The sequence below is a fragment of the Acidobacteriota bacterium genome (assembly GCA_018001935.1).
GTDB lineage: Bacteria > Acidobacteriota > JAAYUB01 > JAAYUB01 > JAAYUB01 > JAGNHB01.
Genome location: JAGNHB010000080.1, coordinates 1 through 24,436, shown reverse-complemented (window position 1 = coordinate 24,436; position 24,436 = coordinate 1). Strand labels below are relative to the sequence as shown.

Annotated in this window: 20 protein-coding genes and 1 pseudogene; 8 read left to right on the top strand and 13 right to left on the bottom strand. The window is 65.4% G+C overall.

The genetic code is table 11. The annotated features are described in order from the left end of the window. Nucleotides 1-203, top strand: a 203-nt coding sequence (locus KA419_19570; protein MBP7868135.1) for a hypothetical protein, incomplete at its 5' end; no start/stop codon positions are given. Nucleotides 204-362: 159 nt separating this feature from the next. Further along, nucleotides 363-1,673, top strand: a complete 1,311-nt coding sequence (locus KA419_19565) for a hypothetical protein (GenBank protein MBP7868134.1) — start codon at nt 363-365, stop codon at nt 1,671-1,673. Between the two features lie 24 nt (nt 1,674-1,697). Here KA419_19565 and KA419_19560 read toward each other — a convergent pair whose 3' ends face one another. The 7 genes from KA419_19560 to ribB form a co-directional block, all read right to left on the bottom strand. Next, nucleotides 1,698-3,029 carry a serine dehydratase subunit alpha family protein gene (locus tag KA419_19560; GenBank protein MBP7868133.1) on the bottom strand — a complete coding sequence of 444 codons (1,332 nt, stop codon included), beginning with the start codon at nt 3,027-3,029 and terminating at the stop codon, nt 1,698-1,700. A gap of 22 nt (nt 3,030-3,051) precedes the next feature. Then, on the bottom strand, nt 3,052-3,966 hold the full coding sequence (locus KA419_19555; protein MBP7868132.1) for a PHP domain-containing protein: 915 nt from the start codon (nt 3,964-3,966) through the stop codon (nt 3,052-3,054). 116 nt (nt 3,967-4,082) lie between these two features. Beyond that, entirely contained in the window at nt 4,083-5,684 is a 1,602-nt protein-coding gene (locus KA419_19550) for an aminotransferase class V-fold PLP-dependent enzyme (protein MBP7868131.1), read from the bottom strand. A 55-nt stretch (nt 5,685-5,739) separates the two neighbouring features. Next, nucleotides 5,740-6,375 carry a glycerol-3-phosphate acyltransferase gene (locus tag KA419_19545; protein ID MBP7868130.1) on the bottom strand — a complete coding sequence of 212 codons (636 nt, stop codon included), beginning with the start codon at nt 6,373-6,375 and terminating at the stop codon, nt 5,740-5,742. Further along, nucleotides 6,376-7,665 (bottom strand): glucose-1-phosphate adenylyltransferase, encoded by a 1,290-nt coding sequence (locus KA419_19540; GenBank protein MBP7868129.1) that lies wholly within the window; start codon nt 7,663-7,665, stop codon nt 6,376-6,378. Between the two features lie 127 nt (nt 7,666-7,792). Next, complete coding sequence (locus tag KA419_19535; GenBank protein ID MBP7868128.1) at nt 7,793-8,065, bottom strand: HU family DNA-binding protein; 273 nt, start codon at nt 8,063-8,065, stop codon at nt 7,793-7,795. 22 nt (nt 8,066-8,087) lie between these two features. Continuing rightward, complete coding sequence (gene ribB / locus KA419_19530; protein ID MBP7868127.1) at nt 8,088-9,266, bottom strand: 3,4-dihydroxy-2-butanone-4-phosphate synthase; 1,179 nt, start codon at nt 9,264-9,266, stop codon at nt 8,088-8,090. A gap of 118 nt (nt 9,267-9,384) precedes the next feature. Between ribB and KA419_19525 the strand changes: the two genes are divergently transcribed. The 6 genes from KA419_19525 (at nt 9,385) to KA419_19500 (ending at nt 15,771) form a co-directional block, all read left to right on the top strand. Further along, nucleotides 9,385-10,989, top strand: a complete 1,605-nt coding sequence (locus tag KA419_19525) for a hypothetical protein (GenBank protein ID MBP7868126.1) — start codon at nt 9,385-9,387, stop codon at nt 10,987-10,989. Between the two features lie 10 nt (nt 10,990-10,999). Further along, nucleotides 11,000-12,151: an alanine racemase gene (gene alr, locus KA419_19520; GenBank protein ID MBP7868125.1), complete on the top strand. Its 1,152-nt coding sequence runs from the start codon at nt 11,000-11,002 to the stop codon at nt 12,149-12,151. 13 nt (nt 12,152-12,164) lie between these two features. Continuing rightward, entirely contained in the window at nt 12,165-14,300 is a 2,136-nt protein-coding gene (locus tag KA419_19515) for a tetratricopeptide repeat protein (protein ID MBP7868124.1), read from the top strand. A 290-nt stretch (nt 14,301-14,590) separates the two neighbouring features. Then, nucleotides 14,591-15,214 carry a recombinase family protein gene (locus KA419_19510; protein MBP7868123.1) on the top strand — a complete coding sequence of 208 codons (624 nt, stop codon included), beginning with the start codon at nt 14,591-14,593 and terminating at the stop codon, nt 15,212-15,214. A gap of 15 nt (nt 15,215-15,229) precedes the next feature. Beyond that, the gene (locus KA419_19505; GenBank protein MBP7868122.1) at nt 15,230-15,553 is read left to right on the top strand and encodes a TIR domain-containing protein; all 324 of its coding nucleotides are present in this window, start codon (nt 15,230-15,232) and stop codon (nt 15,551-15,553) included. Continuing rightward, nucleotides 15,538-15,771: a DUF2283 domain-containing protein gene (locus KA419_19500; protein ID MBP7868121.1), complete on the top strand. Its 234-nt coding sequence runs from the start codon at nt 15,538-15,540 to the stop codon at nt 15,769-15,771. The genes KA419_19505 and KA419_19500 overlap by 16 nt, the downstream gene beginning before the upstream one ends. 445 nt (nt 15,772-16,216) lie before the next feature. Here KA419_19500 and KA419_19495 read toward each other — a convergent pair whose 3' ends face one another. The 6 genes and pseudogenes from KA419_19495 to KA419_19470 all read right to left on the bottom strand — a co-directional run bounded on the left by KA419_19495 (nt 16,217) and on the right by KA419_19470 (nt 23,973). Continuing rightward, on the bottom strand, nt 16,217-17,653 hold the full coding sequence (locus tag KA419_19495) for a 2-oxoacid:acceptor oxidoreductase family protein (GenBank protein MBP7868120.1): 1,437 nt from the start codon (nt 17,651-17,653) through the stop codon (nt 16,217-16,219). Nucleotides 17,654-17,663: 10 nt separating this feature from the next. After that, complete coding sequence (locus tag KA419_19490) at nt 17,664-18,704, bottom strand: 3-methyl-2-oxobutanoate dehydrogenase subunit VorB (protein MBP7868119.1); 1,041 nt, start codon at nt 18,702-18,704, stop codon at nt 17,664-17,666. 15 nt (nt 18,705-18,719) lie between these two features. Beyond that, nucleotides 18,720-18,959 carry a ferredoxin family protein gene (locus tag KA419_19485; protein ID MBP7868118.1) on the bottom strand — a complete coding sequence of 80 codons (240 nt, stop codon included), beginning with the start codon at nt 18,957-18,959 and terminating at the stop codon, nt 18,720-18,722. Nucleotides 18,960-19,098: 139 nt separating this feature from the next. Further along, a pseudogene (locus KA419_19480) lies at nt 19,099-20,415 on the bottom strand (GTPase). Between the two features lie 583 nt (nt 20,416-20,998). Next, complete coding sequence (locus KA419_19475) at nt 20,999-22,705, bottom strand: VCBS repeat-containing protein (GenBank protein MBP7868117.1); 1,707 nt, start codon at nt 22,703-22,705, stop codon at nt 20,999-21,001. Nucleotides 22,706-22,899: 194 nt separating this feature from the next. Continuing rightward, complete coding sequence (locus KA419_19470; protein MBP7868116.1) at nt 22,900-23,973, bottom strand: magnesium transporter CorA family protein; 1,074 nt, start codon at nt 23,971-23,973, stop codon at nt 22,900-22,902. Nucleotides 23,974-24,436: the final 463 nt, after the last annotated feature.

Genomic DNA, 24,436 nt, shown 5'->3' with positions numbered 1-24,436 from the left:
ACGGGACCCTGCTGGCCGCCTATCCCGCGGCGCTCGACGCCCTGGCCAAGCTCGAACTGGACGCGGGCGCGATTTTCACCGGCGCGGCGGCGGACCTGGCCTGGCTCCTCCTGGAAGGCGACAACGTTTTCACCTGTGACGCCTTCATCCTGGCGCCGGGTAACACCACGCTCGTGGTGTACCCCGGCCTGGGAGGAAACTGAGCGGGACAAGCACGCCAAAGCTTGATTCAACTGCCCGGGGGGACGGTTTCTCCGTCCCCCCCTTCCTCCTGCCGGGATCATGTTTCATCACCCGTGCCTTCCATCACCTTGCATTGTCCATGCTTTTATGTTGAAATCCCCCGTTTGCCCGGAGGCGGCATGGAGCACGGACCCGACACCTCGAATCTCGACCGGAAGCGGATCACCCTCTTCTGGCTCCCCCTGGCGGCCACCTGGTTCATGATGTCCGCTGAGGGGCCCTTCATCACCGCCCTCATCGCCCGGCTCGGCGAGGCCAAGTACAACCTGGCCGCCTTCGGCGTGGCCTTCTCGCTGGCCCTCATCGTGGAGGCGCCCATCATCATGATCATGAGCGCTTCCACGGCCCTGGTCAAGGACGCGGAGGCCTTCCGGAAGCTCCGGCGCTTCACCTACGCCCTGAACACGCTCATCACGGCCGTCATGGGGGTCCTCCTCCTCCCCCCGGTGTTCACCCTCCTGGCCGAGAAGGCCATCGGGCTCCCCCCGGAGGTGGCCCGGATCACGCACCTCGCCACGCTCCTCCTGCTCCCCTGGCCGGCCGCCATCGGGTATCGGCGGTTTTACCAGGGGATCCTCATCCGGCGGGACCTGACGCGGCGGGTGGCCTACGGGACGGTGGTCCGGCTCTGCGGCATGTCCGTGTCCGGCTATGCCTGCTACCGTTTGCTCCCCCTGCCGGGGGCGTGCATCGGCGCGGCGGCGCTCTCCTTCGGGGTGCTCCTGGAAGCGGCGGCGAGCCGGTGGATGGCCCGGGGCATGGTCCGGGATTTCCGGGCGGAGGCGGCCGCCGCGGAGGCCCCCCACGCCGGGTCGATCCGCTACCGCGAGATCGCGTCGTTCTACCTCCCCCTGGCGCTGACCTCCATCCTGACCCTGGCGGTGACGCCCATCGTGACCTTCTTCCTGGGCCGGAGCCGCTTCGCCCTGGAATCGCTGGCGGTCCTGCCGGTGGTCCACTCCTTCACCTTCATCTTCCGCTGCGTGGGCATCTCCTACCAGGAAGCGTGCGTCGCCCTCCTGGGCGAACGATTCGAGGGCCGGGCCGTCCTGGCGGGTTTCGGGCGGATCATGGGATCGTGCGCCACGGGGGCCTTGGCGGTGGTGGCGTTCACGCCCCTGGCGCGGCTGTGGTTCACCCACGTTTCGGGCCTGACGCCCGACCTGGCGGACTTCGCCCTCCTTCCCCTGGCCATCCTCGTCCTCATGCCGGCCCTGGAGGTGCTGCTGTCGTTCCAGCGCGCCCTGCTCATCGGGCAGCGGCGGACCCGCTTCGTGACCTGGGCGACGGGAATCGAGGTGGGGGGGCTCCTGGTGGTCCTCGCCCTCGTCCTCCGGGGGCTGGATTGGCCCGGTGTCGTGGGCGCGGCCACCGCCATCCTGTCCGGACGCCTGATGGCCATCGCCTTCCTCCAACGAAAACTGAAGTAGTGGCGCCGGCTGAAGCCGGCGCCACTACTGGAGCTTCGACTGCATGATGGCGAGGATCTTGTCGTCGGCCGTTTCCATGGACTTCCCAAGGGCGGCCAGGTTGCGGATGGTCTCGTCGGCGGTGGGCGCCACGATCCCGTTGTCGTCCGGGACCTCGATCTTGCGGAGGGCGAGCTGGGCGGACCGCAGGGCCATGTCGGCCGAGGAGCTGACCTTGAGAGCGCACCCGGCCTTGGCGCCGTCGCAGATCATGCCGGAGAGCGTGGCCACCATGATCTTCAGCGCCCGCTCCATATCCTCGACGGTGCCGCCCATCAACCGGACCAGCCCGCAAGCGGCGCCGATCCCCGCCTTCACCGCGACCCCGCACAATGCGGAGAGGTAGCCCACGTGCAGGGCCAGGTGCATGGTCACGAGGTGGGAGAGCGCCACTGCCTCGAGGAGAAGGTCTTCGGGGATGCCGTTCGCCCGGGCGAAGGCCGCCACGGGTACCGTCGCGATGATCCCCTGGTTGCCCGAGCCGGCCGAACTCATGACCTCCACGGGGAATCCCGACATGCGGGCGTCGCTGCCGGCGGCCGTTAAGCTGGCCACGTCCGGGGTACGCCGGTCGCCGTCCCCGGCGGAGAGCCCGAAGAAGCCCGCCCCCAGGCCGAGGGGCTGTGCAAGGCCCGCCTCGCAGGCCACGGTGTTGAGTTCGACCGTCCGGCGCAGAAGGTCCCGGACCGGTTCGGGGAGGTCACGGGCCAAGGGGGGGAGGTCGGCGAAGCGCAGGGCGTACAGCTCCGCAAAGCCGGGGTCCTCCTCGGGCGCCGTGGTCTCGCCGGGCGCGTCCCGCCGGAAGGTCTCCCGGCCGTCCCGGGCCAGGCGGACGATGTTGGAGTGCCGGTCGCGGATAAGGCATTCACCCTCGTGGGCCCCGTCGTCGAGAGCCAGTGACACAACCGCCTCGATGAAGAGGTCGGTGTCGACGTTCTCCGCCAGGTCCACCTTCACCCGGTCTTCGTCCATCAGGTGGAGGGCCGACGTGATGTGATCGTGCCCGAGGGAGCGGAAGAGCTGCAGATCGAGGGCCGGGTCGCAGAGGGCGCCCAGGGCGGCGGCCATGACGATCCCCTTGTGCCCCTCGGCGTTGGGGATCAGGATCGAGAAGGCGTTCTTGAAGACATTCCGGTTGACCCGCACCCGGATCGACTGCAGCCGCTCACCGGCCGGGGGCACGTACGCCGGCCCGCCGCCGGGGCCGCACCCGGCCGCCTCCCGGACCGCGGCGGCGACGGCGAGGCCCACGGCGACCGGTTCCGTGCAACCGAGGGCCGGCTTCAGAATGCGCGGAAACAGTTTCGCGAGATCCATGGGGGTGTCCTCCCGGGGAAGTTCAGATGTGCAGCAGTTCCCACAGGCGCCGGAACGGTCTCTCGAAGAGGGGGTGGGTGTCGGGGAGCCGCTTTTTCAATTCGACCACGATGGAATAGGAGAGCTTCAGGCGTCCGCGGCCCGTCCCGAGTTCGATGCCCGGCTTGACGTCGCCGTGGAAATCGCTCCCGCCGGTCATGCAGAGGCCGTGACGGGTCGCCAGGCTCTTGTAGATGGCGGACTTGCGGGGGGAGTTCCCGCTGTACCACACCTCGATCCCCATCAGGCCGTAGGTGCAGAGGCGCTCGAGGATGCCGCCGATCTTCTCCAGGGTCCCGATTTCCAGCGTGTGGGGGTGGGCCAGGACGGGGATGCCCCCGTGCCGGTGGATCATGGCGATCCCCTGCTCGGGGGTGAGGTACTCCTTGGGGACGTACGCCGGGCCGTCCTTCTTGAGGTAGCGGTCAAACGCCTCCTGGACCGACTGGACGTACCCGGCTTCCACCATGGCGGCGGCGATGTGAGGCCTCCCCACGTTCTCGTTGGGGGACACCCGCTGGATGTCCTGCAGGTTCAGGGCGATTCCCATCTGCGCCAGCTTCTGGACGATCTGGGGGTTCCGCATCCGCCGGTGTTCACGGAGGCTGCCCAGGGACCGCTGCAGCTCCCGGCTCTCGTAATCGATGAAGTAACCCAGCAGGTGGAACTCGCCGGGCTGGAAAGCGATGCTCAGTTCGACCCCGGGGATGACCTCGACCCCCAGCCTGCGGCCTTCCGCAATCGCTTCCTCGTTCCCGCCGACCGTGTCGTGGTCGGTGATGGCGATGGCGCGCAGGCCTTTCATCCGGGCGTACTGGACCACCTCGGCCGGCGTCATGGTGCCGTCGGACCGGGTGGTGTGCAAGTGCAGATCGACGCAGCCTTCGAGTTCCTTCAAGTCCTCTCCCCAGGGTTGCCGGGAGAACCGGCACCTCCCCCGGGTGCGCGGCATGCCGCCGGCTGAAAAAATAAACCGGTCATCTTACAGGAAAAAGGGAGGAAATCAAGAAGAAATCAATGCTTCACGTGATGTTTCGCGGCGACCCGGATCAGGGAGTAGAGCATATCCTGGAAGTGCTCGTCGTCGTTCTCCCCCATCAGGCAGATCTGGATGATGTTGCGCTGCTGGAGGTAGGCGCTCCGGTAGCTCAGGAGATGCCCCTGGCGCTCCAGGTCTTCGCCGATGGCCATGGACGACGCCGGCGGGGGGACGATGATGCTGATCACGGCGGGGGACGAGTACTCGGGCGGTGACATGACGTCGAAGCCGAGGCGGAAAAGCTCCTCCCTCAGCCGCTGGTTCCGGCGCTGGATGACCTCGTAGGGCGGGTTGGAGAGCATGTGGCGAACCGCCGAGTTCAGGGCCGACATCAGGTTCGAGGAGTGGGTGAAGGGGACCCCCTCGTTGGCCGTGTAGTACCCGAGGTCCAGGTAGCGGGGGATCCGTCGGTCGCTGTGAATCTCGTGGTTGCAGAAGACCATGGAGAGGCCAGGGAACGCCCCGAGGCCCTTGCCGGAGACGCTGGAGGCCAGCCACAGCCGGCTGAAGTCCAGGGGGACCACGCCGAGGGAACTGGTGCAGTCCATGCAGAGCCTGACGTCGTGGCGCTCGGCAATCCCCGACAACCGGGCCAGATCGTTGAGCACCCCGGTGGACGTCTCGCAGTGGGTGCTCCACATCCACCGGATCTCGGGGTGGGCCCCCAGGTGGGCGTCGATGCCATCGTAGTCGTAGGGTTTCCCCCACTCGGCCGACAGGGTGTCGAATGCCAGGCCGTGACGCTCGGCATGGTCGATCAGGCGGGCGCCGAACTCCCCGTTGGTCAGCAGCAGGCCGCGGCTTTCGAGGAGCCGGATCTGGGCGCCGACCATGTCGTTGGCCAGGGTCCCGCTCCCCACGGTGATCTCCACCCGGGAAGCCCGGGTGACCCGGCAGAGGAGTTCCTTGGTCTCGGCCATCATTTTCATGAACTTGGCGGACCGGTGGGACTCGGCCGGCGTGGCGAAACAATCCCGGACGTCCTGGCGGATGTTGACGGGACCGGGCAGAAAGCTCACCAGCCTCCGCCGGCGGTCGTTCTCCACGCTTTCCAGGGTCTCCGAGATCCGGTCCAGGGTGACGTACATGGGCTGGAACTTGGCGCCGTCCGCCCCGACCAGCGGCCCGAAGGGGGTGAATCCCATCCGCCGGTAAAGCTTGACCTGCCGGGTCGTGCCCGAGATGATGCCGAGGTTTCGCCCGCGCTTGATGCACTGCTTGGCGGCCAACTTGAAGAGCCCCGCGAACACCGAGGTGTGCCGGTAGTCCGGGGCGACGGCGAGCAGGCGGAACTCGCACACCGAGCAGCCGGCGGGGAGGTACGTGTCAAGGTCGTCCAGTTTCTGGTCGAGAGAGAAAGGGCGCTCGTCGCACATGGCCAGCATCCCGACGAGCCGGGCATCGTTCAGGCAGATGAAGTACGTGTTCTTCTCGTGGAACTTGTCCACCAGCATGCGGCTTTCGTTGGGGGGGTGCTGGGGGATTTCCTCCACGAAGGTCTGGTAGTTCAACCGGTGGATCTGCTCGAATTCGCCTGGTTCCGTCGCGATTTTGAAATCAAGGTTCCAAAGGGACATGACGTTCCTTCCTCGGCATGATAGCCGCTTATTTCACCACAAAACACCGGCGTTCTCAATGGGAATTTTCAGGGGTCGGCCGCGGGCCGAAGAAGTCCTCCCGGATGTTCTCCCGGTGGGCGACGAGGACCAGGGCGCAGACCGCCGCCACCGCGAGGATGTGGGGCAGGGGCCGGACGGGCGTGAACTGCTGATTCCGGAAAAGGACGGGGACGAGGTACCAGGCGGGCGCGAGCAGGACGGCCGTCAACCCGCTCCGGATGAGGTTTCGCCAGAACAGGAGGAACAGGCCGCAGAGCACGGAGCCGAAACAGAGGAGGTGGGGGTCGAGGATGACCACGCCGCCGAGGGCCGTGGCCAGGCCTTTCCCGCCCCGGAAGGAGAGCTGCACGGGCCAGATGTGCCCCACGACCACCGCGGGTAACACCGCGTAGGTCACCCATGGGGACGTCCCGTAGAGACCGGCCATCCAGACCGCGGCCACCCCCTTGGCGACGTCGATGACAAAAACCACCGTGAAACCCCAGGCCCCCAGGGTCCGGGAGACATTGCGGCTGCCGGTGCTCCCGCTCCCGACGTCCCGGATGTCCTTGCCTTTCACCAGGCGCGTGAGGTAATAACCCGTGCTGAAGCAGCCGAGGAAGTAGGCGGCGATCAGGAGGGCGGCGTCGGTGGCGGGTCCGGGAACCAATCAGATCACCGTGTTGTCGGGAATGGAGGCGTTCTTGGGGATGATGACGATGCCGTCCCGGATCACGTAGTTGTCGCCGTCGTGGTTCTGCATGTTGTGCGTGTTCACGATCTGGACGTTGTTGCCGATCCGGCAGTTCTTGTCGATGATGGCCCGCTTGATGGTGCAGAAGTTGCCGATGCCGATGTCGGGGCGCCCGGCCAGGCGGTTGTCGTTGAAGGCCGCGGCGTCCTCGTAGAAGTCCGCCCCCATGAGGAGGGACTCCCGGATTTCGCTTCCCTCGCCGATCCGGGACCGGATCCCCACGATGGAGTTCCAGACGAGGGCCCCGCTGAGCACGCACCCCTCGGAGACGATGGAACTGTGGACCCGGCACTGGAAGATCTTCGAGGAAGGCAGGAAGCGCCCGTGGGTGTAGATGGGGGCGTTGGCGTCGTACAGCTCGAAGTCCGACTTGGCGCGGGTCAGCGACAGGTTCGCCATGAAAAAGGACTTGATGGTCCCGATGTCGGACCAGTAGCCGCCGTAGGGGTAGCTGAAGACCCGCAGGTTCCGGATGGCGTTCGGGATCAGGTGTTTCCCGAAATCGGTGAACTCGGGGTTTTTCAGCAGGTCCGACAGCACGCGGGGCTTGAAGAAGTAGATGCCCATGGAAGCCAGATAGGGTCGTTGGTTCAACACCTGGCGGACCTTCTCGGGCAGGGCGGTCATGCCGTCGGGCGAGACCGCCAGGGGGGGCAGGTTCGCCCGGGAGGGCTTCTCGACGAAGTTGTTGATGCGGAGGTCGGGATCGACCCGCATGATCCCAAACTCGGAGGCGTCCTCCTCCACGACCGGGATGGTGGCCACGGTCACGTCGGCGTCGTTCCGGTGGTGAAAGTCCTGGAAATCCCTGAAATCCATCCGGTAGAGCTGGTCGCCCGAGAGGATGAGGATGTCCGAGGGGTTGTACGCCTCGAAGTGCCGGTAGCACTTCCGGACCGCGTCCGCCGTCCCCTGGAACCAGTCCCGGGAGTCGAAGGTCTGTTCGGCCGCCAGGATGTCCACGAAACCCTTGGAGAACATATCGAAGTGGTAGGTCTGGGCGATGTGCCGGTTGAGGGATTCCGAGTTGAACTGGGTGAGGACGAAGATCTTGTTGATCCCGGAGTTGATGCAGTTGCTGATGGGGATGTCGATGAGCCGGTACTTCCCGGCGAGGGGGACGGCCGGCTTGGAGCGGTGGAGGGTCAGCGGGTAGAGCCGGGTCCCCTGCCCGCCCCCGAGAATGACCGCGATCAACTTTTTCATGACTCCCCCGTCCGTTGAGGATGCGTGGCGGATGAAAACCGGGGCGGACGCCCGGAATGGGCGTCCGCCGAAGGAGAGAGCGGCGGGCGGGGCCCGGCCCGGCCCGCCGTGTTGAAGGCCGTTCGGGCTAGGCGACGACGTCGCGGAGCTTCTTGCCGGGGACGAAACGGACGACTTTCTTGGCGGGGATCTTCATCTCTTTCTTGGTCTGCGGGTTGAGCCCCTTGCGGGCGGCGCGCTTGGTGACCTTGAACGTTCCGAAGCCCACGAAGACGATCTTCTTGTCCTTCTTCAGGGACTCCCCGACCCCCGCGAAGAAGCTCTCCAGGGCGCAAGCGGCCTGGCACCGGGTGATCCCGGCCTTCTCCGACATGACCTTGACCAATTCTGCCTTGTTCATACCAAATCCTCCTTGAAAGAATTTAGAGACTGGATTTCCTTGCTTCGACGTGAACGGCGCACTCCTCGCCCTCGGGTTCCCCCGCGTCCTCGAAGCCCGTGACCTCGAGGCCGTACCCCTGCAGGGCCTTGAATCGCACCGCGTGCCGGGAGAGGACGATGATCCGGCTCAACCCGAGGGAAGCCAGGATCTGGGCGCCGATGCCGTAGTTGAGAGGGTCCTTCCCGCAGGGGTCCGGCTCGGGGGGGACCGCGGCGCCGGGGAGGGCGGCCCCGCTGCAGCGCCGGATGGCGTCGGCCAGGGAGAGGCAGCCCTGGGGGGGCATGAGGTAGACGAAGACCCCGCGACCCCGCTGGGCGATGAAGCGGAGGTTCTGGCGCAGGTGATCGCCCGACGGGAAGGACAGGGCGTGGAAAACGTCGCCGGGGATCGTCTGAGTCTGGACCCGGACATGGACCGGGTCCGGCCCGCCGATGTCGCCGCGGACCAGCGCGAGGTGCTGGCAATCGTCCACCGTGTTCCGAAAAACGACCGCGGTGAAGGGCCCGAACTCGGTGGCGATCTCCCCCCGCGTCACCTCCTGGACCAGTTTCTCGGTCCGAAGACGGTGGTGGATGAGGTCGGCGATGGACACGATCTTCAACCCGAACCGGGCGGCGATCACTTCCAACTGGGGGAGCCGCGCCATGGTCCCGTCCTCGTTCATGACCTCGCAGATCACGCCGGCGGACTGCAGGCCCGCAAGCCGGGAGAGGTCGACGGCGGCCTCCGTTTGCCCGGCCCGCTCCAGCACGCCCCCGGCACGGGCGCGCAGGGGGAAGATGTGGCCGGGGCGAGCCAGGTCGGAAGGACGGGTTGCGGGGTCCACCGCGGTCAGGATGGTCCGGCAGCGGTCGGCCGCGGAGATACCCGTGGTGACGCCCCGGCGCGCCTCGATCGAGACGGTGAAGGCCGTGCCGAAGGCGGAGGTGTTCTCTGAAACCATGAGGGGCACCTGGAGGGCTTCCAGGCGCTCCGGGGTCAGGGCCAGGCAGACCAGCCCGCGCCCGTGGGTCACCATGAAGTTGACGGCCTCGGGGGTCGCCCGCTCGGCAGCGAGAGTGAAGTCGCCCTCGTTCTCCCGGTCCTCGTCGTCCACGACAATGACCATCCGCCCGGCGCGGATGTCCTCGATCGCGGAATCTATGGTGCAAAAAGGCATGGGGCGTCCCGGGTTTCAGACTCGGACAAGCTTTTTCAGTCGTCCAAGTAAAGTCAATTGCATCATCACGCCCCATTTGATACAATAAACGGGACTCCGGCGTCAAGGATGAAAATGAATGAGTGAACAATTTCAGCAACTGACCCCCGCCCAGATCGTGAACTATTTCATCAAGTACCTGGCGGACGAGGTGACCGCCCTGGACGTCCAGGACGTCCTGCAGATCGTCCTCCGGACCGAGGGCAGACAGCTCTTCACCCCGGGGCAGATCGCCAAGATCTCCCACCGCTGGGCCCAGGCCGTCGCCAACACCACGGGGACCCCCATCTACGAGTCCTTCTGCAAGGCCCTGCTGCGAATCTACCAGGCGAACTCCTTCTGCTCGCTCCCGAACTTCGACCTGAACCAGTTCGTCAAGCCCTTCATCAGCGAACTCTACGCCCTGTGCCCCGTGGACGAGCGGGACGCCTTCAAGACCGATCTCCCCAACGTCAAGCGGCAGTTCCAGCAGTCCATCGAGGCCGAGTCCAAGAAGCGGATGCCCGAGTACGAGGTCCAGTTCTCCGTCGACGGCGAGAACAAGGTCACCGAGAGCGAGTACATCCAGATCACGGGGGAACGGTTCCAGATCCAGATGTCGGCCATCACCGACCACGCGGCGGACACGGCCCTCACCCCCCGGCAGCGGTGCGACAAGATCGCCCCCCGGATCAACGGAATCCGGGACACCTTCCAGAACATCATCAGCGAGACGGTCCTCAAGGAGCGGCTCATCGCCATGATCAACACCGGCAAAGAACTCTTCAACCGCGAGGAGATCGAGTCCGCCAACCTCCTCCTCGGCTTCGTGGCCGAAATCGTGGACCAGCGGAAGGACCAGTTCCTGGAGCGGGACCTCGCGGCCGTCCTGACCCTCAAGGAGTTCAACCAGGCCATCATCGACGACTACCTCCAGAACCCCGAGAAGAAGCGGCAGCTCAAGCCCCTGTTCGCCAACATCTTCGAGACGCGCCCCCAGACCCTCCTCGGGCGGCTGGTCCAGGAGGAGGACCCCCAGCAGCGGAAGCTCCTGATGCAGTACATCACGGTCTTCGAACCGGAGGTCTTCCACACGATCCTCCGGGAACTGCGCAGCCAGACCTACTCCAAGTGGTTCTTCATCCGGAACCTCCTGCTCCTGACCACCAAGGTGGAGCGCCCCGCGGACGTTTCGGTCGCCGAAATCCTCGAGATGTACAAGATCTACCTCACCCCCACCACCTACCCCGGGATCGTCAAGGAAGCCGCGGCGGACTATCTCTTCTATGACCCCCAGGGCGGCACCCAGCTGTTCATCCAGATCCTGACCGCGGAAAACCCCGGCCAGGTCATCGACATCGACCCGAAATGCACGGCGCAGGACCTCGACAAGTTCAAGGACTCGCTGGTGGAAGGCATCGGGACCTTCGATTTCGCCCCGTTCCCCGACGCCATCGGGCTGATCGCCCAGAACGCGCTCGAGGAAAGCAAGCACGTCGGGCGGCCCAAGCTGGTCAAGATCGGCGGACCCAGCACCCAGATGAAGACCTTCCAGCAGTTGCTCGGGATGTTCGCCTCCACCCGGTCGAACCTGCTCAAGGAGTACCTCAACGACATCCAGGCCCAGACGACCAACCCCACCGTGAAGGGGGCCATCCAGAGCGTCCTGGCGGCCATGGAAAAGCCTCACCAGCAGTTCATCTGACAGAGGCGACATGCGGTCAACCCTCACGCAGTGGGTCGAGATCGACCCCGCGGCCTACTGCAGCAACCTCAAGGTCTTCCGGAAAATCCTCGGGGGGAGGAGCCGCCTGATGGCGGTGGTGAAGGCCGACGCCTACGGCCACGGGCTGGACCTCGTCGCCCCCCTGGCCGCACGGGGCGGCGCCGACGTGCTCGGGGTCAACAACCTCGAGGAGGGGCTGCGCGTCCGTGAGCTGGGCCTCGACCTGCCCGTGGTGGTGCTGGGCTACATCCCCCTGGCCAGGCTCGGCGACGCCTTCGAGGCCGGCCTCGAGCCCGTGCTCTACAACGCCGCATCCCTGATCCGGCTTCACGAGGCGGCGAAGGGCGCGGGCCGCAAAGCCCCCTTCCACCTCAAGCTCGAGACCGGGGTGAACCGCCAGGGGGTAATGGAGGAGGATCTCCAGGACATCCTCCTGCTGATCCGAAACCTCGACGGGCTGTCGATGGCCGGCGTCAGCATGCACTTCGCCAACATCGAGGACACCACCGACCACGCCTTCGCCCGATTCCAGCTCGTCAACTTCAACCGGATGATCGGTCGCGTCGAGAGCGTCCTGGGACGGCGCCCGCCGGTCCACGCCGCGTGTTCGGCCGCCGCGATCCTCTTGAAGGAAACCCACTTCGACATGGCCCGGGTGGGGATCTCCTCCTACGGTCTGTGGCCGTCGAAGGAGACCTACCTGTCCACCATCCTGCTTCACCAGGACCCGCCCCGGCTGGAGCCCGTCCTCTCGTGGAAAACCCGGATCGCACAGATCAAGCGCATCCCCGCGGACAGCCACGTGGGTTACGGCTGCTCTTTCCGCGCCACCCACCCCATCCGGATGGCGGTGCTTCCCGTGGGCTACTACGACGGCTACGACCGGCGGCTCTCCGGACAGGCCCAGGTCCTGGTCAAGGGAAAGCGGGCGCCAGTGCTGGGGCGGGTGTGCATGAACATGCTCATGGCCGACGTGACCGACATCCCCGACGCCGCCGTCGAGGACGAGGCCGTCCTCATCGGCGCCCAGGGGAAGGAGCGGATCACGGCGGACGAACTGGCCGCCGCCTGCCACACCATCAACTACGAAATCGTCGCGCGGATCGGGGCCCACGTCCCGCGCGTGGTCCGGGACGCCTGAGGCGAAAGGCGCCATGGAAACCGAAACCCCCTCCCGACGGCAGCTGGTCTACATCCTGCTCCTCTTCCAGGTGTTCGGTTTTTTGATCTACCTCAAGGGCCTCAACGCCCCGTTCCTCTTCGACGACCTCTACTGGATCCGCGACAACGGGGCCCTCCGCAGCCTGTCGGACCTCAACGGCGTCGTCACCTTCAACCGGCCGCTCGTGATGCTCTCCTACAAGCTGAATTACGCCCTCACCGGCATCTCCCCCGCCGGCTTCCGCCTTTTCTCCATCCTGTTGCACTCCCTCTGCGCCTTCCTCCTCTTCTGTCTCGCCCGGAGGCTCATGGCCTTCTTCTCCAACCGGGGAAGGCCCTTGCCGCCGCTCTTCGTCACGGCGTTCCCCGTGCTCGCCGGGCTCCTCTTCCTGGTCTCGCCCCTGCAGTCCATGGCCGTCATGCTCTCCGCCTACCGGGGCGACGTCATGTACGCCGTCTTCTACCTCCTCGGCCTCATCCTCTTCCTGGACCACCTGGAGCGCGAAAAACCCCTGGCGTGGTGCTGGGTTTGCCTGGCGTTCTGCGGGGGCGTCCTCTGCAAGGAGAGCATGATCACCTTCCCGGCGGTGTGCCTGGCGCTGGACCTGTTCCGGGGCGGCTCGCGCCGGGGGAGGCTGGCCCGTCACTGGAAGCTCTACCTCTTCCTGGGCCTGGCGGCCGCCGCACTGCTGGTCCGGATGGCCGGCTTCGACTACGGCCCCACCGTGGGGGCCGAGACCCCGGCGATGCCGCGGGGTGCGTTCCTTCTGACCCAGCTCACCGTCTGGCTTCACTGCCTCAAGGTGTTCGTCCTCCCCCTGCCGCGGTGGCTGTGCGGGGACTGGGACTGGCCGGTGGTGAACTCGGCCCTCGACCCCGCCTTCCTGGGTTCGGCCGCCGTGCTGGCCGGCCTGGCCGCGCTGCTCGTCCACGCCGCCCGCCGGGGCCACCGGTTGCCGGCCTGGGCCATGAGTTTCTTCTTCCTGGGCATCCTTCCCTTCGCCAGCCTCGTTCCCATCAGCGACCCCGTCATGGAGTACCGCTTCTACCTCCCCGCGGCCGGGCTGGCCCTCGCCGCGGCCTGGTTGACGGCCTCGCTGCCGAGGCTGCTGCCCGAGCCCCGGTTCTCGTTCCTGGCGAGCACCCTGGCGCTGGGCTTCGCCGCCCTGCTGGTGGTCGCCCTGAACCTCTTCCTCCTGGCGGACCGCCTGTCCGTCTACCGCGGGAGCCTGACCTTCTGGGAGGACGTGGCGGCCAAGTCGCCGGGGAAGGAGCGGGCCTGGCTCCACCTGGCCAACGAGCAGGTGCGGATCGGGCGTCTGGACGAGGCGATGGCCGCCGCCGTCAACGCCTGCCGGATCGCCCCCCATCGGGAGTCGGTCTGGTTGATGCTGGGCGACGTCCACCGGGTCCGCGGCGACCGGCGGGCCGCGCTCGCCTGTTACCGGCAGGCCTACCGGATCCAGCCCGGCTCCGACGACGCCGCCAACCACATCGCGGGGGTCCTCATCGAGCAGGACCGCCTCGACGAGGCCCTGGCGATCCTCGGGCAGTTCAAGGAGCAGGCGAAGAATGCCGAGTTCTACTCGAACCTGGCGAAAATCCTTTCCCGCCGGGGGCAGACCGACCCGGCGATCGCCGTGTATCGCCAAGTGGTGGGAAAGGCCCCGGAGGATTTCGCCGCGTGGACCAACCTGGGCAACCTGTTGCAGAAAAAAGGGAATTTCGTGGAAGCCGAGCAGGCCTACCTCTCGGCCCTGGGAAGCAACCCGGGCTACTACCTGGCCCACTTCAACCTCGGCAACCTCTACTTCCAGATGGAGCGGATGGAACCGGCGGAGGCTGCCTACCGGCAGGCCCTCGTCCACAACGCCGCCTTCGAGCCCGCCCGGCTCGCCCTCGGGACCCTGATGGCGGCCGGCCGGCGTTACTTCGAGGCCGAAACCCACCTGAGCACGTACCTGGAGAAGGAGCCCGACGACCTGACCGCCCGGGTCCGGCTCGCGCTGGTCCTGCTCGAACTCCACCGGCCCGCGGAAGCCCGCCGGACCCTGGCGCCCGCCCTCCGGGCCCTCCGCGTGTCCCTGGCCCCCCTCGGCCGCTTCGCGGGGCTTCCCCTCTCCTTCTGAGCCTCGTCGGGCACCCGGGGGCGGCATCTTCTTTCGCGCACGCGGTCCGTCATTGCCCCAGGGCCAGGGGCCGCGTCGGCAGGGGCGCCGGGGTGAAGAAGACCTTCGGATCCACCCCGAGGGCGCCCAGGTAACTCTTTGGGGTATTTCAACGGTTCCATTATTGCGAAAACGTTCCTTTGTACTAATGTAAATATTAAGCGAAATACATTGATAAAAGGATAACATATCGCATAAAATATGACCAGCGGCAGGGTATATGACGAATCCAAATGAGAGTAGGGCTGAAGATGGACAGACAGGCACAACAGAACATAGCATATTTGCGGGTTTCCACCATCGATCAGGACATCGAGAAGAACAAGGCGGAGATCCTCCATTTGGCAAACGACAAAAATTTAGGGCAGGTCCGGTTCATCGAGGAGAAAGTCTCGGGCAGGGTGAGTTGGCGCAAGCGGAGAGTCGCCGAAGCGCTTGATGTCCTCCAAGAAGGTGATAGCATCATCGTCAATGAATTGTCCAGGTTGGGGCGAAGCATGCTGGAATGTATGGAGATTCTTTCCTTGGCCGCGCAGAAGGGAATTCGCGTTTTCGCGGTGAAGGGCAACTGGCAACTGGACCAATCCATTCAAAGTAAAATCATCGCCATGGCCTTCGCCATGGCGGCTGAGATTGAACGGGATCTGATTTCCAAGCGTACGCAAGAGGCGCTCTGGGCGAAAAGGGCCTCCGGCATGAAGTTGGGACGCCCCGCAGGCCCGGGGAAGAGCAAATTGGATGCGTTTCGCCCGGAAATCGAAGCCTTGCTGGCCAATGGCGCTACCCAACGTTTTGTTGCCCGACGTTACAGCACGACGGAAGCCAATCTCCACGGCTGGATGAAAAAGCGGGGCCTGAAGCGGATGGCCAAGTAGTCGAGAGGGGCCTTGATGGAAAAATTCTATTGCCCGTATCTGAATGCGGCGGTGGAGTTGACCGATGAACGGGAAATCCACATAGCCGAACACCACCCGGATCTCCTGCCAGCGAATCGTGAGCGAATCGCCGGAACGCTGGCGGATCCGGACCAGGTCCGCCGAAGCACACGGTTCAGCAGCGCCAGGCTCTTTTCGCGATGGTTCACGGATCTTCTTGACGGCGAGCATGTTGTGGTTGTGGTCATCAGCCAGGCGACCAAACAACGGCATTGGATCGCTACGGCCTATATCGCCAGAAAGTTGGCGGAAGGAGAAATCGAATGGGAGAAAAGCTAAGTTTCACGTATGACCGGGAAGCGGACATCCTTTACATCAACAAGGTCAAAGCCTACGCGGAGCAGGAATCGGAAGAACTTGGGGATGAGGTTGTCGCCAGATTAAATCCGCAAACGAGAGAGATCGAGAATTTGGAGGTTTTGTTTTTCTCCACGCGTCTGTTGCGGAGCGATTTGATGGAACTGCCGATCCAGGCCAATCTTCGCATTGCAATGTAGTCGCGATGGATCAGCGTCTCCCTCCTTCCTGTTGATTGGACATTTGGCAGGGCCTCTTCAGAAAATCCTTAGGTAAGTCTTGCCGGTCCCGCCGCCCCTGAGGGGAGTTCGCCCTCAACCGCGGCCCGAACCCCGTCAGTTCAATTTGTGTAGGAATCCCGCGTTTTTTCGGACTTTCGCCCAGCGCGGCGAGCGCGAGGGGTCGCATGATTATCCCTTCCTTCGAAAACGGGATGCAGCCCGGCTCGCCCACGATCAGGCGCGAATGCCTGGCCAGACGGGCCAGGTACCGCTCGGGCTTCCGGTCCTCCTGCGCTGCTCACGCTGATAGCCAAAGGGTATCAGATCGTCCCGGACGAGGGCATTCACGCCTGCCAAGGACACAAACACAACGGCGGTCCCCGAAAGGACCGCCGTTGTGAAGGAAAAACCGCAGAGGGGGGAATTACTTCGCGCTGTTCTCCCGCACCCAGGCGGCGCCGGCCTCGAGGGCCTTGACGTTGTCGGGGATGAACTTCTTGGCGTAGATGAACATCGGCAGGCCCTTGACGGCGGTCTCCATGGGGATGAGCCGGGTCTTCTCGACGAAGGCCCCCAGCATCACCATGTTGGCGAACCGGATGTTGCCCAGGTCCTGGGCGATCCGGGTGGCGGGGATGGGCAGCCACTCCACGTCCTTGCGGGTGGGATCGATGTCGATCATGGAGGTGTTGTAGATCAGCAGGCCGCCCGGGACCAGCTCCGTCTCGAACTTCACCAGGGAGGGCTTGTTGAAGGCCACGCAGACCGTGGACGCGGTGATCATGGGGGACCCGATGGGATCGCTGGAGATGGTGACGTGGCAGTGCGCTGTCCCGCCGCGCATTTCCGGACCGTAGGACGGGAGCCAGCTCACGTTGTAGCCCTGCATCATGCCGAGCTGGGCCATGGCCTGGCCCAGGAGCAGCACCCCCTGCCCCCCGAACCCGGAGATCTTGATGCGGGGGTTGAGGAACTGGGGCGGGATCTCGCCGGTGACGGGCAGGGGCGCCTCGTCCTCCTCCGGCAGTTCCAGGACCCCCAGCAGGCCGCCTTCGCCCACGGTGTGCTTGAGCGTGGAGAAGGGCTGGGCCGTCTCGGAGACGTCCTTGAACATCTGGACGGGGAAGACCGGGAGCATGCTCTCCTCGATCCACTTCAAGGACTGGGCGGACCCCATCTTCCAGTTGGTGGGGCACTGGGAGAGGATCTCCACGAAAGTGAAGCCCTTCTTCTCCTTCTGGATCTGGAGGGCCTTGCGAACCGCCCGGCGGGCCTTCGCCCGGGACGCGGCGCTGTGCAGGGAGACCCGCTCCACGTAGACGGCGGCCTCGAGCTGGGCGATCAGCTCGCACATCCGCATGGGGTTGCCCTCGTTGTGGACGTCGCGGCCGCGGGGGCAGGTGGCGGTCTTCTGGCCCACCAGGGTGGTGGGGGCCATCTGCCCGCCCGTCATCCCGTAGATGGCGTTGTTGATGAAGAACACGGCGATCTGCTCGCCGCGGTTGGCCGCCTGGATGATCTCGTTCCCGCCGATGGCGGCCAGGTCGCCGTCGCCCTGGTAGGAGATGACCACGCTGTCGGGGTTGGGGCGCTTGACGCCGGTGGCCACCGCGGGGGCCCGGCCGTGGGCGCACTGGATGTTGCCGGTGTCGAAGTAGTAGTAGGTGAAGACGGAGCAGCCCACGGGGGCGCAGAAGATGGTCTTCTCGGCGAGCCCGAAGTCGTCCAGCGCCTCGGCGATGTACTTGTGGGCCACGCCGTGCCCGCAGCCGGGGCAGTAGTGGGTCACGCTCTTGTCACCACTCTTCCGCGCGTATTCCTTATAGAAACTCTTCGCTTTCTGCAATGCGATTTCGTACATGGCCCGCCTCCTACAGCTTTTTCACGACGCCGAGAAGCTCCTCGGCCGTGGGCACGCAGCCGCCCATGCGGTTGTAGAACTCGATGGGCTTGCGGCCCTCCACCGCCAACCGGACGTCGTCCAGCATCTGGCCGTTGGACATCTCCACCACCAGCAACTTCCGGACCTTGCCGCACAGACCTTCGATCTGCTTCGAGGGGAAGGGCCACAGGGTCTTCGGCCGGAACAGGCCGAGCTTGATGCCTTCCTTGCGGGCCAGGTCCACGGCGGTCCGCAGGATGCGGCTGACGATCCCGTAGCCGATGGCCACGACCTCCGCGTCGTCGACCTGGTACTCTTCGAACCGGACCTCGCGGGCCTGGACCTCCGCGTAACGCGCCTGGAGCTTCCGGTTGTGCGCCTCGAGTTCGGGATGCTCGAGAAGAATGGAATTGATGAGGTTGCCGCGGGTCTCGGCGTTGCCGTGGAGCCCCCAGGGGTGACGGGGCGGGACGTCCACCGACTTGGGGAAATCCACCGACTCCATCATCTGTCCGACGACGCCGTCGGTGAGGACATAAGCCGGCATCCGGTACTTGTCGGCCAGCTCGAAGGCCAGGATGGTGAAGTCGCACATCTCCTGGGCGGAGTTGGGGGCCAGCACGAGGCACTTGTAGTTGCCGTGGCCGCCGCCCTTGACCACCTGGTTGTAGTCGGCCTGCTCGGGGCCGATGTTGCCGAGCCCCGGGCCGCCGCGCATGATGTCCACGATCACGCAGGGCAGCTCGGCGCCGGCGCAGTAGGAGATCCCCTCCTGTTTGAGGGAGATGCCGGGGCCGGAGGAGCCGGTCATGCAGCGGACGCCCGCGCCCGAGGCGCCGTAGACCATGTTGATGGCGGCCACTTCACTCTCCGCCTGGATGAAGGTGCGGCCGGCCAGAGGAAAGTACATGGAGGCCGCCTCGGCGATCTCCGAAGCGGGGGTGATGGGGTAGCCGAAGTAGGTCTGGCACCCGGCGAGGATAGCGGCCTTGACCGCCGCCACGTTTCCCTTGATCAGTTGTTTGGGCATGGTTCCTCCCTTCCGCTACTGCTGTTTCGCGAGCCGGTAGACCGTGATGGCCCCCGGTTCCGGGCAGGTGTAGAAGCACGTTCCGCAGCCGGTGCAGCCGGAGCCCTTGTAGCGGGCGGGGTTGTACCCCTGCTTGTTGATGATGTCCTGGGCGACCTCGATCACCTTGACGGGGCACTGGTCGATGCACAGGCCGCATCCCTTGCACTCGTCCGTGTTGATCTCCAGCCGCCCGCGATCCACTTTTTCCGTCATGCGGCACCTCCGTGGGATTTATGAACGGCGGCGGGACGGGCCCGCCCCGCCGCCTCCTCGGTCACTTCTTCGCGGTCTTGGCGCCTTTCCTGGCGGCCTTCTTCGTCTCCTTGCAGGGCGTCTCGCCGCAGCCGCAGAAGAACGACTCCAGCACGTCGCCCAGGTCGGGCTTGCCGATCTCCTGGAGTTCGTAGTCCACCTTCACCGTCGGGTGCTTGATCTTGCAGACGCGGTTGAGGTCGATGGGCGTGGCGATGATCACCAGGTCGCACTTGGTCTTGTTGATGGTGGTCTCCAGGTCCTTGATCTGCTGGCCGCCGTACCCCATGGCGGGCAGGAGGGTCCCGATCTCCGGGTACTCCTCGAAGGTCTCCACGATCCGGCCCACGGCGTACTCGCGGGGGTCCACCAGGTCGGCCGCCCCGTACTTCATGGCGGCGACGACACCGGCCCCGTACTCCATCTCCCCGTGGGTGAGGGTCGGGCCGTCCTCCACCACCAGGACGCGCTTGCCGGCGATGGCCTTGTAGTTGTCCACGAACAGGGGGGACGCGGCGTCGATGACCACGGCGTCAGGGTTGCACTCCCGGATGGACTCCCGGACGATGCCGACGTTCTCGGGGTCCGCGGAGTCGATCTTGTTGATGACGATGACGTCGGCGCGGCGGAAGTTCACCTCGCCGGGGTGGTACTCCACCTCGTGGCCCGGCCGGTGCGGGTCCACCACCACCACCTCCAGGTCGGACCGGTAGAAGGGGAAATCGTTGTTGCCGCCGTCCCAGATGATGACGTCGGCTTCCTTCTCGGCCTCGCGGAGGATCCGCCCGTAATCGACGCCCGCGTAGATCACGGCGCCCATGGCGATGTGAGGCTCGTACTCCTCCATCTCCTCGATGGTGCAGTGGTGCTTTTTCAGGTCCTCGAGGGAGGCGAAGCGCTGGACGGCCTGCTTGGCGAGGTCGCCGTAGGGCATGGGGTGGCGGATGGAGACCACCTTCTTGCCCATGGCCTGGAGGCGGCGGACGATGGCCCGGGTGGTCTGGCTCTTGCCGCAGCCGGTGCGCACCGCGCAGATAGAGATCACGGGCTTGGTGGACTTGATCATGGTGGAGTCGGGGCCCAGCATCACGAAGTCCGCCCCGGCGGCCTGGACGATGGAGGCCTTGTGCATCACGTTCTCGTGGGGCTGGTCGCTGTAGGAGAAGACCACCTGGTTGGCCTTGTGCTTCCGGATCAGCTCCACCAGCTCCTTCTCGTCGTGGATGGGGATGCCCTTGGGGTAGAGCTTACCGGCCAGCTCGGCGGGGTACTTCTTCCCGGAGATGTCCGGGATCTGGGTGGCGGTGAAGGCCACCACGTCGAACAGGTCGTTGTCGCGGAAATAGGTGTTGAAATTGTGGAAATCACGGCCGGCGGCGCCCATGATGATGACACGGATCTTTTCTCTCATTGCTATCCTCCAGAATTTTCGATGGGATGAAGACGGTTGGGTACGGAAAGGTGCAAGGGGGCACCGTCAGCTCAGGGGGCCGATCTTCTGCATGAAAAACTGGATGGTCAACAGGTATTTTTTTACGACTTTCATGGGACACTCAAGTTGCAACGGCGCATTATAGCAGGTTCGACGCGGGATGCCAGCAGTTTTTTCACCGTACGCGCCGCCTGCCGGGCGGCGCACGGGAGCCCAATCCCAACGAGCGCCTTCCGGCAGAAGGCGCCTACCGTACGCGCCGCCTGCCGGGCGGCGCACGAGAACCCAATCCCAACGAGCGCCTTCCGGCAGAAGGCGCCTACCGTACGCGCCGCCTGCCGGGCGGCGCACGGGAGCCCAATCCCAACGAGCGCCTTCCGGCAGAAGGCGCCTACCGTACGCGCCGCCTGCCGGGCGGCGCACGAGAACCCAATCCCAACGGGCGCCTTCCGGCAGAAGGCGCCTACCGTGCCAGGGCGGACCGGGCCCTTCGCGCATCGGGTTCCCCCTAAAAAAAATAGGCAGGCTGAGGAAGCCTGCCCGGGGGTAGAGGACAAACAAAAGCGTTTCAGTTGACGACGCACCATCCCGTGTCGGACACGGCACAGGGGTCGAGGGGGCCGGACCCGGTCACGGCGGTCCCGTTCAGGTACCAGACCGAGAGGGCCCCGTTGCCGGCAGCCTGATTTCGCCAGAGGATGTCTGGGCGGCCGTCGGCGTTGAAATCCGCCACGGTGGCGATGGCCCAGTCGGCCCCCACCGTCGGGAAAGCCGCGATGCTTGACGCGGTCACCCCGTTCATGAGCCAGATGGAATTGACGCCGGTCGAGGGATTTCGCCAGAGAATGTCGGATTGGCCATCGGCGTTGAAATCGGCCACGCCGCCGACGGCCCAGCCCGACCCGACCGGGGGGACGCTGGCGGAGCCGAGGAAGTCCAGACCGTCCAGGAACCACACCGAATTGCTTCCAGCGACCGGGGCCCGCCAGAGGATGTCGACCTTGCCGTCGGCGTTGAAATCGCCGAAACCCGCCACCTCCCATCCCGAAAAAACGGTCGGAAAGGGGGATACGGAACTCACCGCCGCGCCGTTCATGTACCAGACCGAGTTGGTCCCGCTGACGGGGTCCCGCCAGAAAAGGTCGGGGTGGCCGTCCCCGTTGAGGTCCGGCGTACCGGCGATGGTCCAGGCGGCATCGACGCTCTGGAGCGGCGAAGCGCCGGAAAGGACCGCCCCGTTGAGGTACCAGAGCGAATGGGCGCCCGTGAGGCTGTGGCGCCAGAGCAGGTCGGTCTTCCCGTCGGCGTTGAAGTCGCAGGTGGCCTCGGGCGTCCCGTTCCAGCCGGCGATCCTCGCCAGGAGCCACCACAGCGCCCGGCCCTTCAGGACACAGTTGAGGCGGGCGTCGGCGGTCTCGCCGCCCTCGGGGGAGTGGGCGCAGCCGCCGCAGCCCGAGTAGCCCGTGGTACCGTTCACCAGCTGGTAGAGTTCGGACCCGTTGTGGCGTCCGAGGTACTCGGTGGCCCAGTTCCTGTCCCGGGTGCCGTTGTTGTCGGAGTCGTAGTAGAGCGCGTCGTCCACCCGCTTGCCCAGGAAGTAGTTGTTGTCCGGGTCGTAGTTCTCGAGGTCGGCGAAGTCGAAGAGGACCCGGTGGTTGGTGAGGCAGTGCTGGCGGATCTGGTTGTTGCGGGAGTCGGAGGAATCGCCCTCCCCTCCCCCTTCCGCGTGACCGGTCATGAAGACGAAGGTCACCGGGTTGGTCGCCGCCCGGGGTTTGCTGCCGCCGGGGCCGTACTCCGAGACCAGGATTTCCATGTTGGTGAGGTAGCGGGGGATGTCGTGCCCGGCGATGCTGCACCAGGACCAGATGACCACGTTGACGTGGGCATTCGCGGGGTTGTCGAGCAGCGTACGGGTGGCCGTGACCCAGGGCGTGACGCCGTTGGGGTCAATGTAGTCGCCCTGGCTGAGGTCCGCGCAACCGGGGATCCCTACGTCGTCGAGGTCCAGGGCGCCCGGGCGGGCCCCGGCGTCGTCCCAGTCGTAGGTGGTCCCGAACGCGGGGAAGGCCTTCAGGCAATCCATCCCCGTAACCAGTTGAGAGCCGTGCGAGGTGTGCTGGTAAGCGACGTGCAGAGTGCTCCGGGCCTGCTGGACCCAGACCGGCGGAATGCGGTGGACGTCCGAGTGAAGATGGCCGACGGTGAACCCCTGGGCGCAACCGGGCGCCGCCAGGGCCGCCACCGCCAAAACCGTTCCGAACCCACGTATCATCGAACCCTCCTTCAGCGGATGTGCTGAAAGCAGGGTATTCGCAATCCGTGTGCCATCACCCGGGGAGAAAAGGAGGGGGGGATGCGCGCGCCCGCGGGTCCCGGTCATCGACCGTCCGGAACGGCCCGGAACGTGGGGGCCGGGGAAGGGCCCCGACGCGAGATGACACTTTTTGTCAATCGCGGATGACGAAATTAATCACCGCGGGGGAAGTCGCTTCTGGGCCGGAGGGGTGCCCGCCGCCGGCTCGGCCCGTCGTGCGGGGATGTCCTCGAGGGGCGTCCTTCCACCCACCGGAGAAGGTGGTAGCTGACCAGGCCGATCAGGAGCGTGGCCGCGAAGAAGATCGGGTAGGAGATCTTCCAGTTCTCGGGGCCGGTCATCATGGTCCACTCGGACATGCCCCCGATCCCCGCCAGCAGCGTCAGGGGCATGAAGATGGTGGTGATGAAGGTCAGCCGCCGCACCACGCGGTTCGTCCGGTTGGCGGACAGGGACATCTGGTTGTTGACCATGGAGAGGTACATCTCCATGAGGCTGGTGATCATGTCCCGGGAGATCTCCACCATTTCGAAGTACTTGGCCAAGTGGTCGTAGATGTCCCGGAAGTGGTAGACGGCCTTTTCCGAGATGAAGGGCGAGTCGCGCCGGCAGGCCTTCACCAGGGTCTCCCGTTCGTGAAAAAGGCTCTTCCGGAGGGTGAGAAGCTGTTTCCGGAGGCGCGTCAGATCGGCGGGGTGGAAAAGGGAGGTGTCCTGAAGGATCTTTCCCTCCACCGCGTCGATTTCGTCCTGGATGGCTTCGAGGGCGGCGCCTTTCTGGTCGACGGTGAAGTCGAGGACCAACTGGAGCAGGAAGTCCGGGCCGCGCCGGAGGCACTCCAGGTCGAGGCGGAGGGATTCCCGGAGGTAGGGCGGGGTCGGGTGCTCCGAACGGCTCACGGTGACCAGGTAGTCGCTGCCCAGGATGAAATCCCGCTCTTCGATGGTGAGGGATTTACCGGCGAAGCGGTAGGCGTTCACCAGGAGGAAGGTGCTGGTGGGGAAATTCTCGATCTTCGGGATCTGATCGTCGTCGAGGCAGTCCTCCACGGAGAGGGGGTGGACGCCCAGGGAGTCCACGAGGGGCAGGAGGTCCTCCCGGGAGGGGCAGAAGAAGTCCAGCCAGATGTAGCCGGCGGCCTTGCGGGCGGACAAGGCCTCTGCGAGGGAGGGCAGGGACTGGATCTTGCCGGCGGGGGACACGTGGTAGAAGCGGTGTTCGGGCATGGTCTTTCACTCCTTACGCAGCCAGGCTGCGGGAAGGAGATCTTATCACTGGAGAGACCTCGGGGGAAGGGTGGGAAAGGTGGGAAAGGTGGGAAGGGTGGGAAGGGTGGGAAGGGTGGGAAAGGAGAACACGAACCACACGAATGAAGAATTCAGAATTCAGGAGGCAGGCGGGGGAGACAGCGGGCAGGAGGCGGTTGTCGGGAGGCAGGCGGGGGAGGCAGGCGAGGGAGGCAGGCGGGGGAGACAGCGGACAGGAGGCGGTTGTCGGGAGGCAGGCGGGGGAGACAGCTTTCAGGAGGCGGTTGTCGGGAGGCAGGCGGGGGAGACAGCTTTCAGGAGGCGGTTGTCGGGAGGCAGGGGGGGGAGACTGCGGGCAGGAGGCGTTTGGCGGGAGGCAGGCGAAGGAGGATGGCGCCTGGCCGGTTGACGACAGCGGAGACGACGAGTCCGTGTTCCTCCG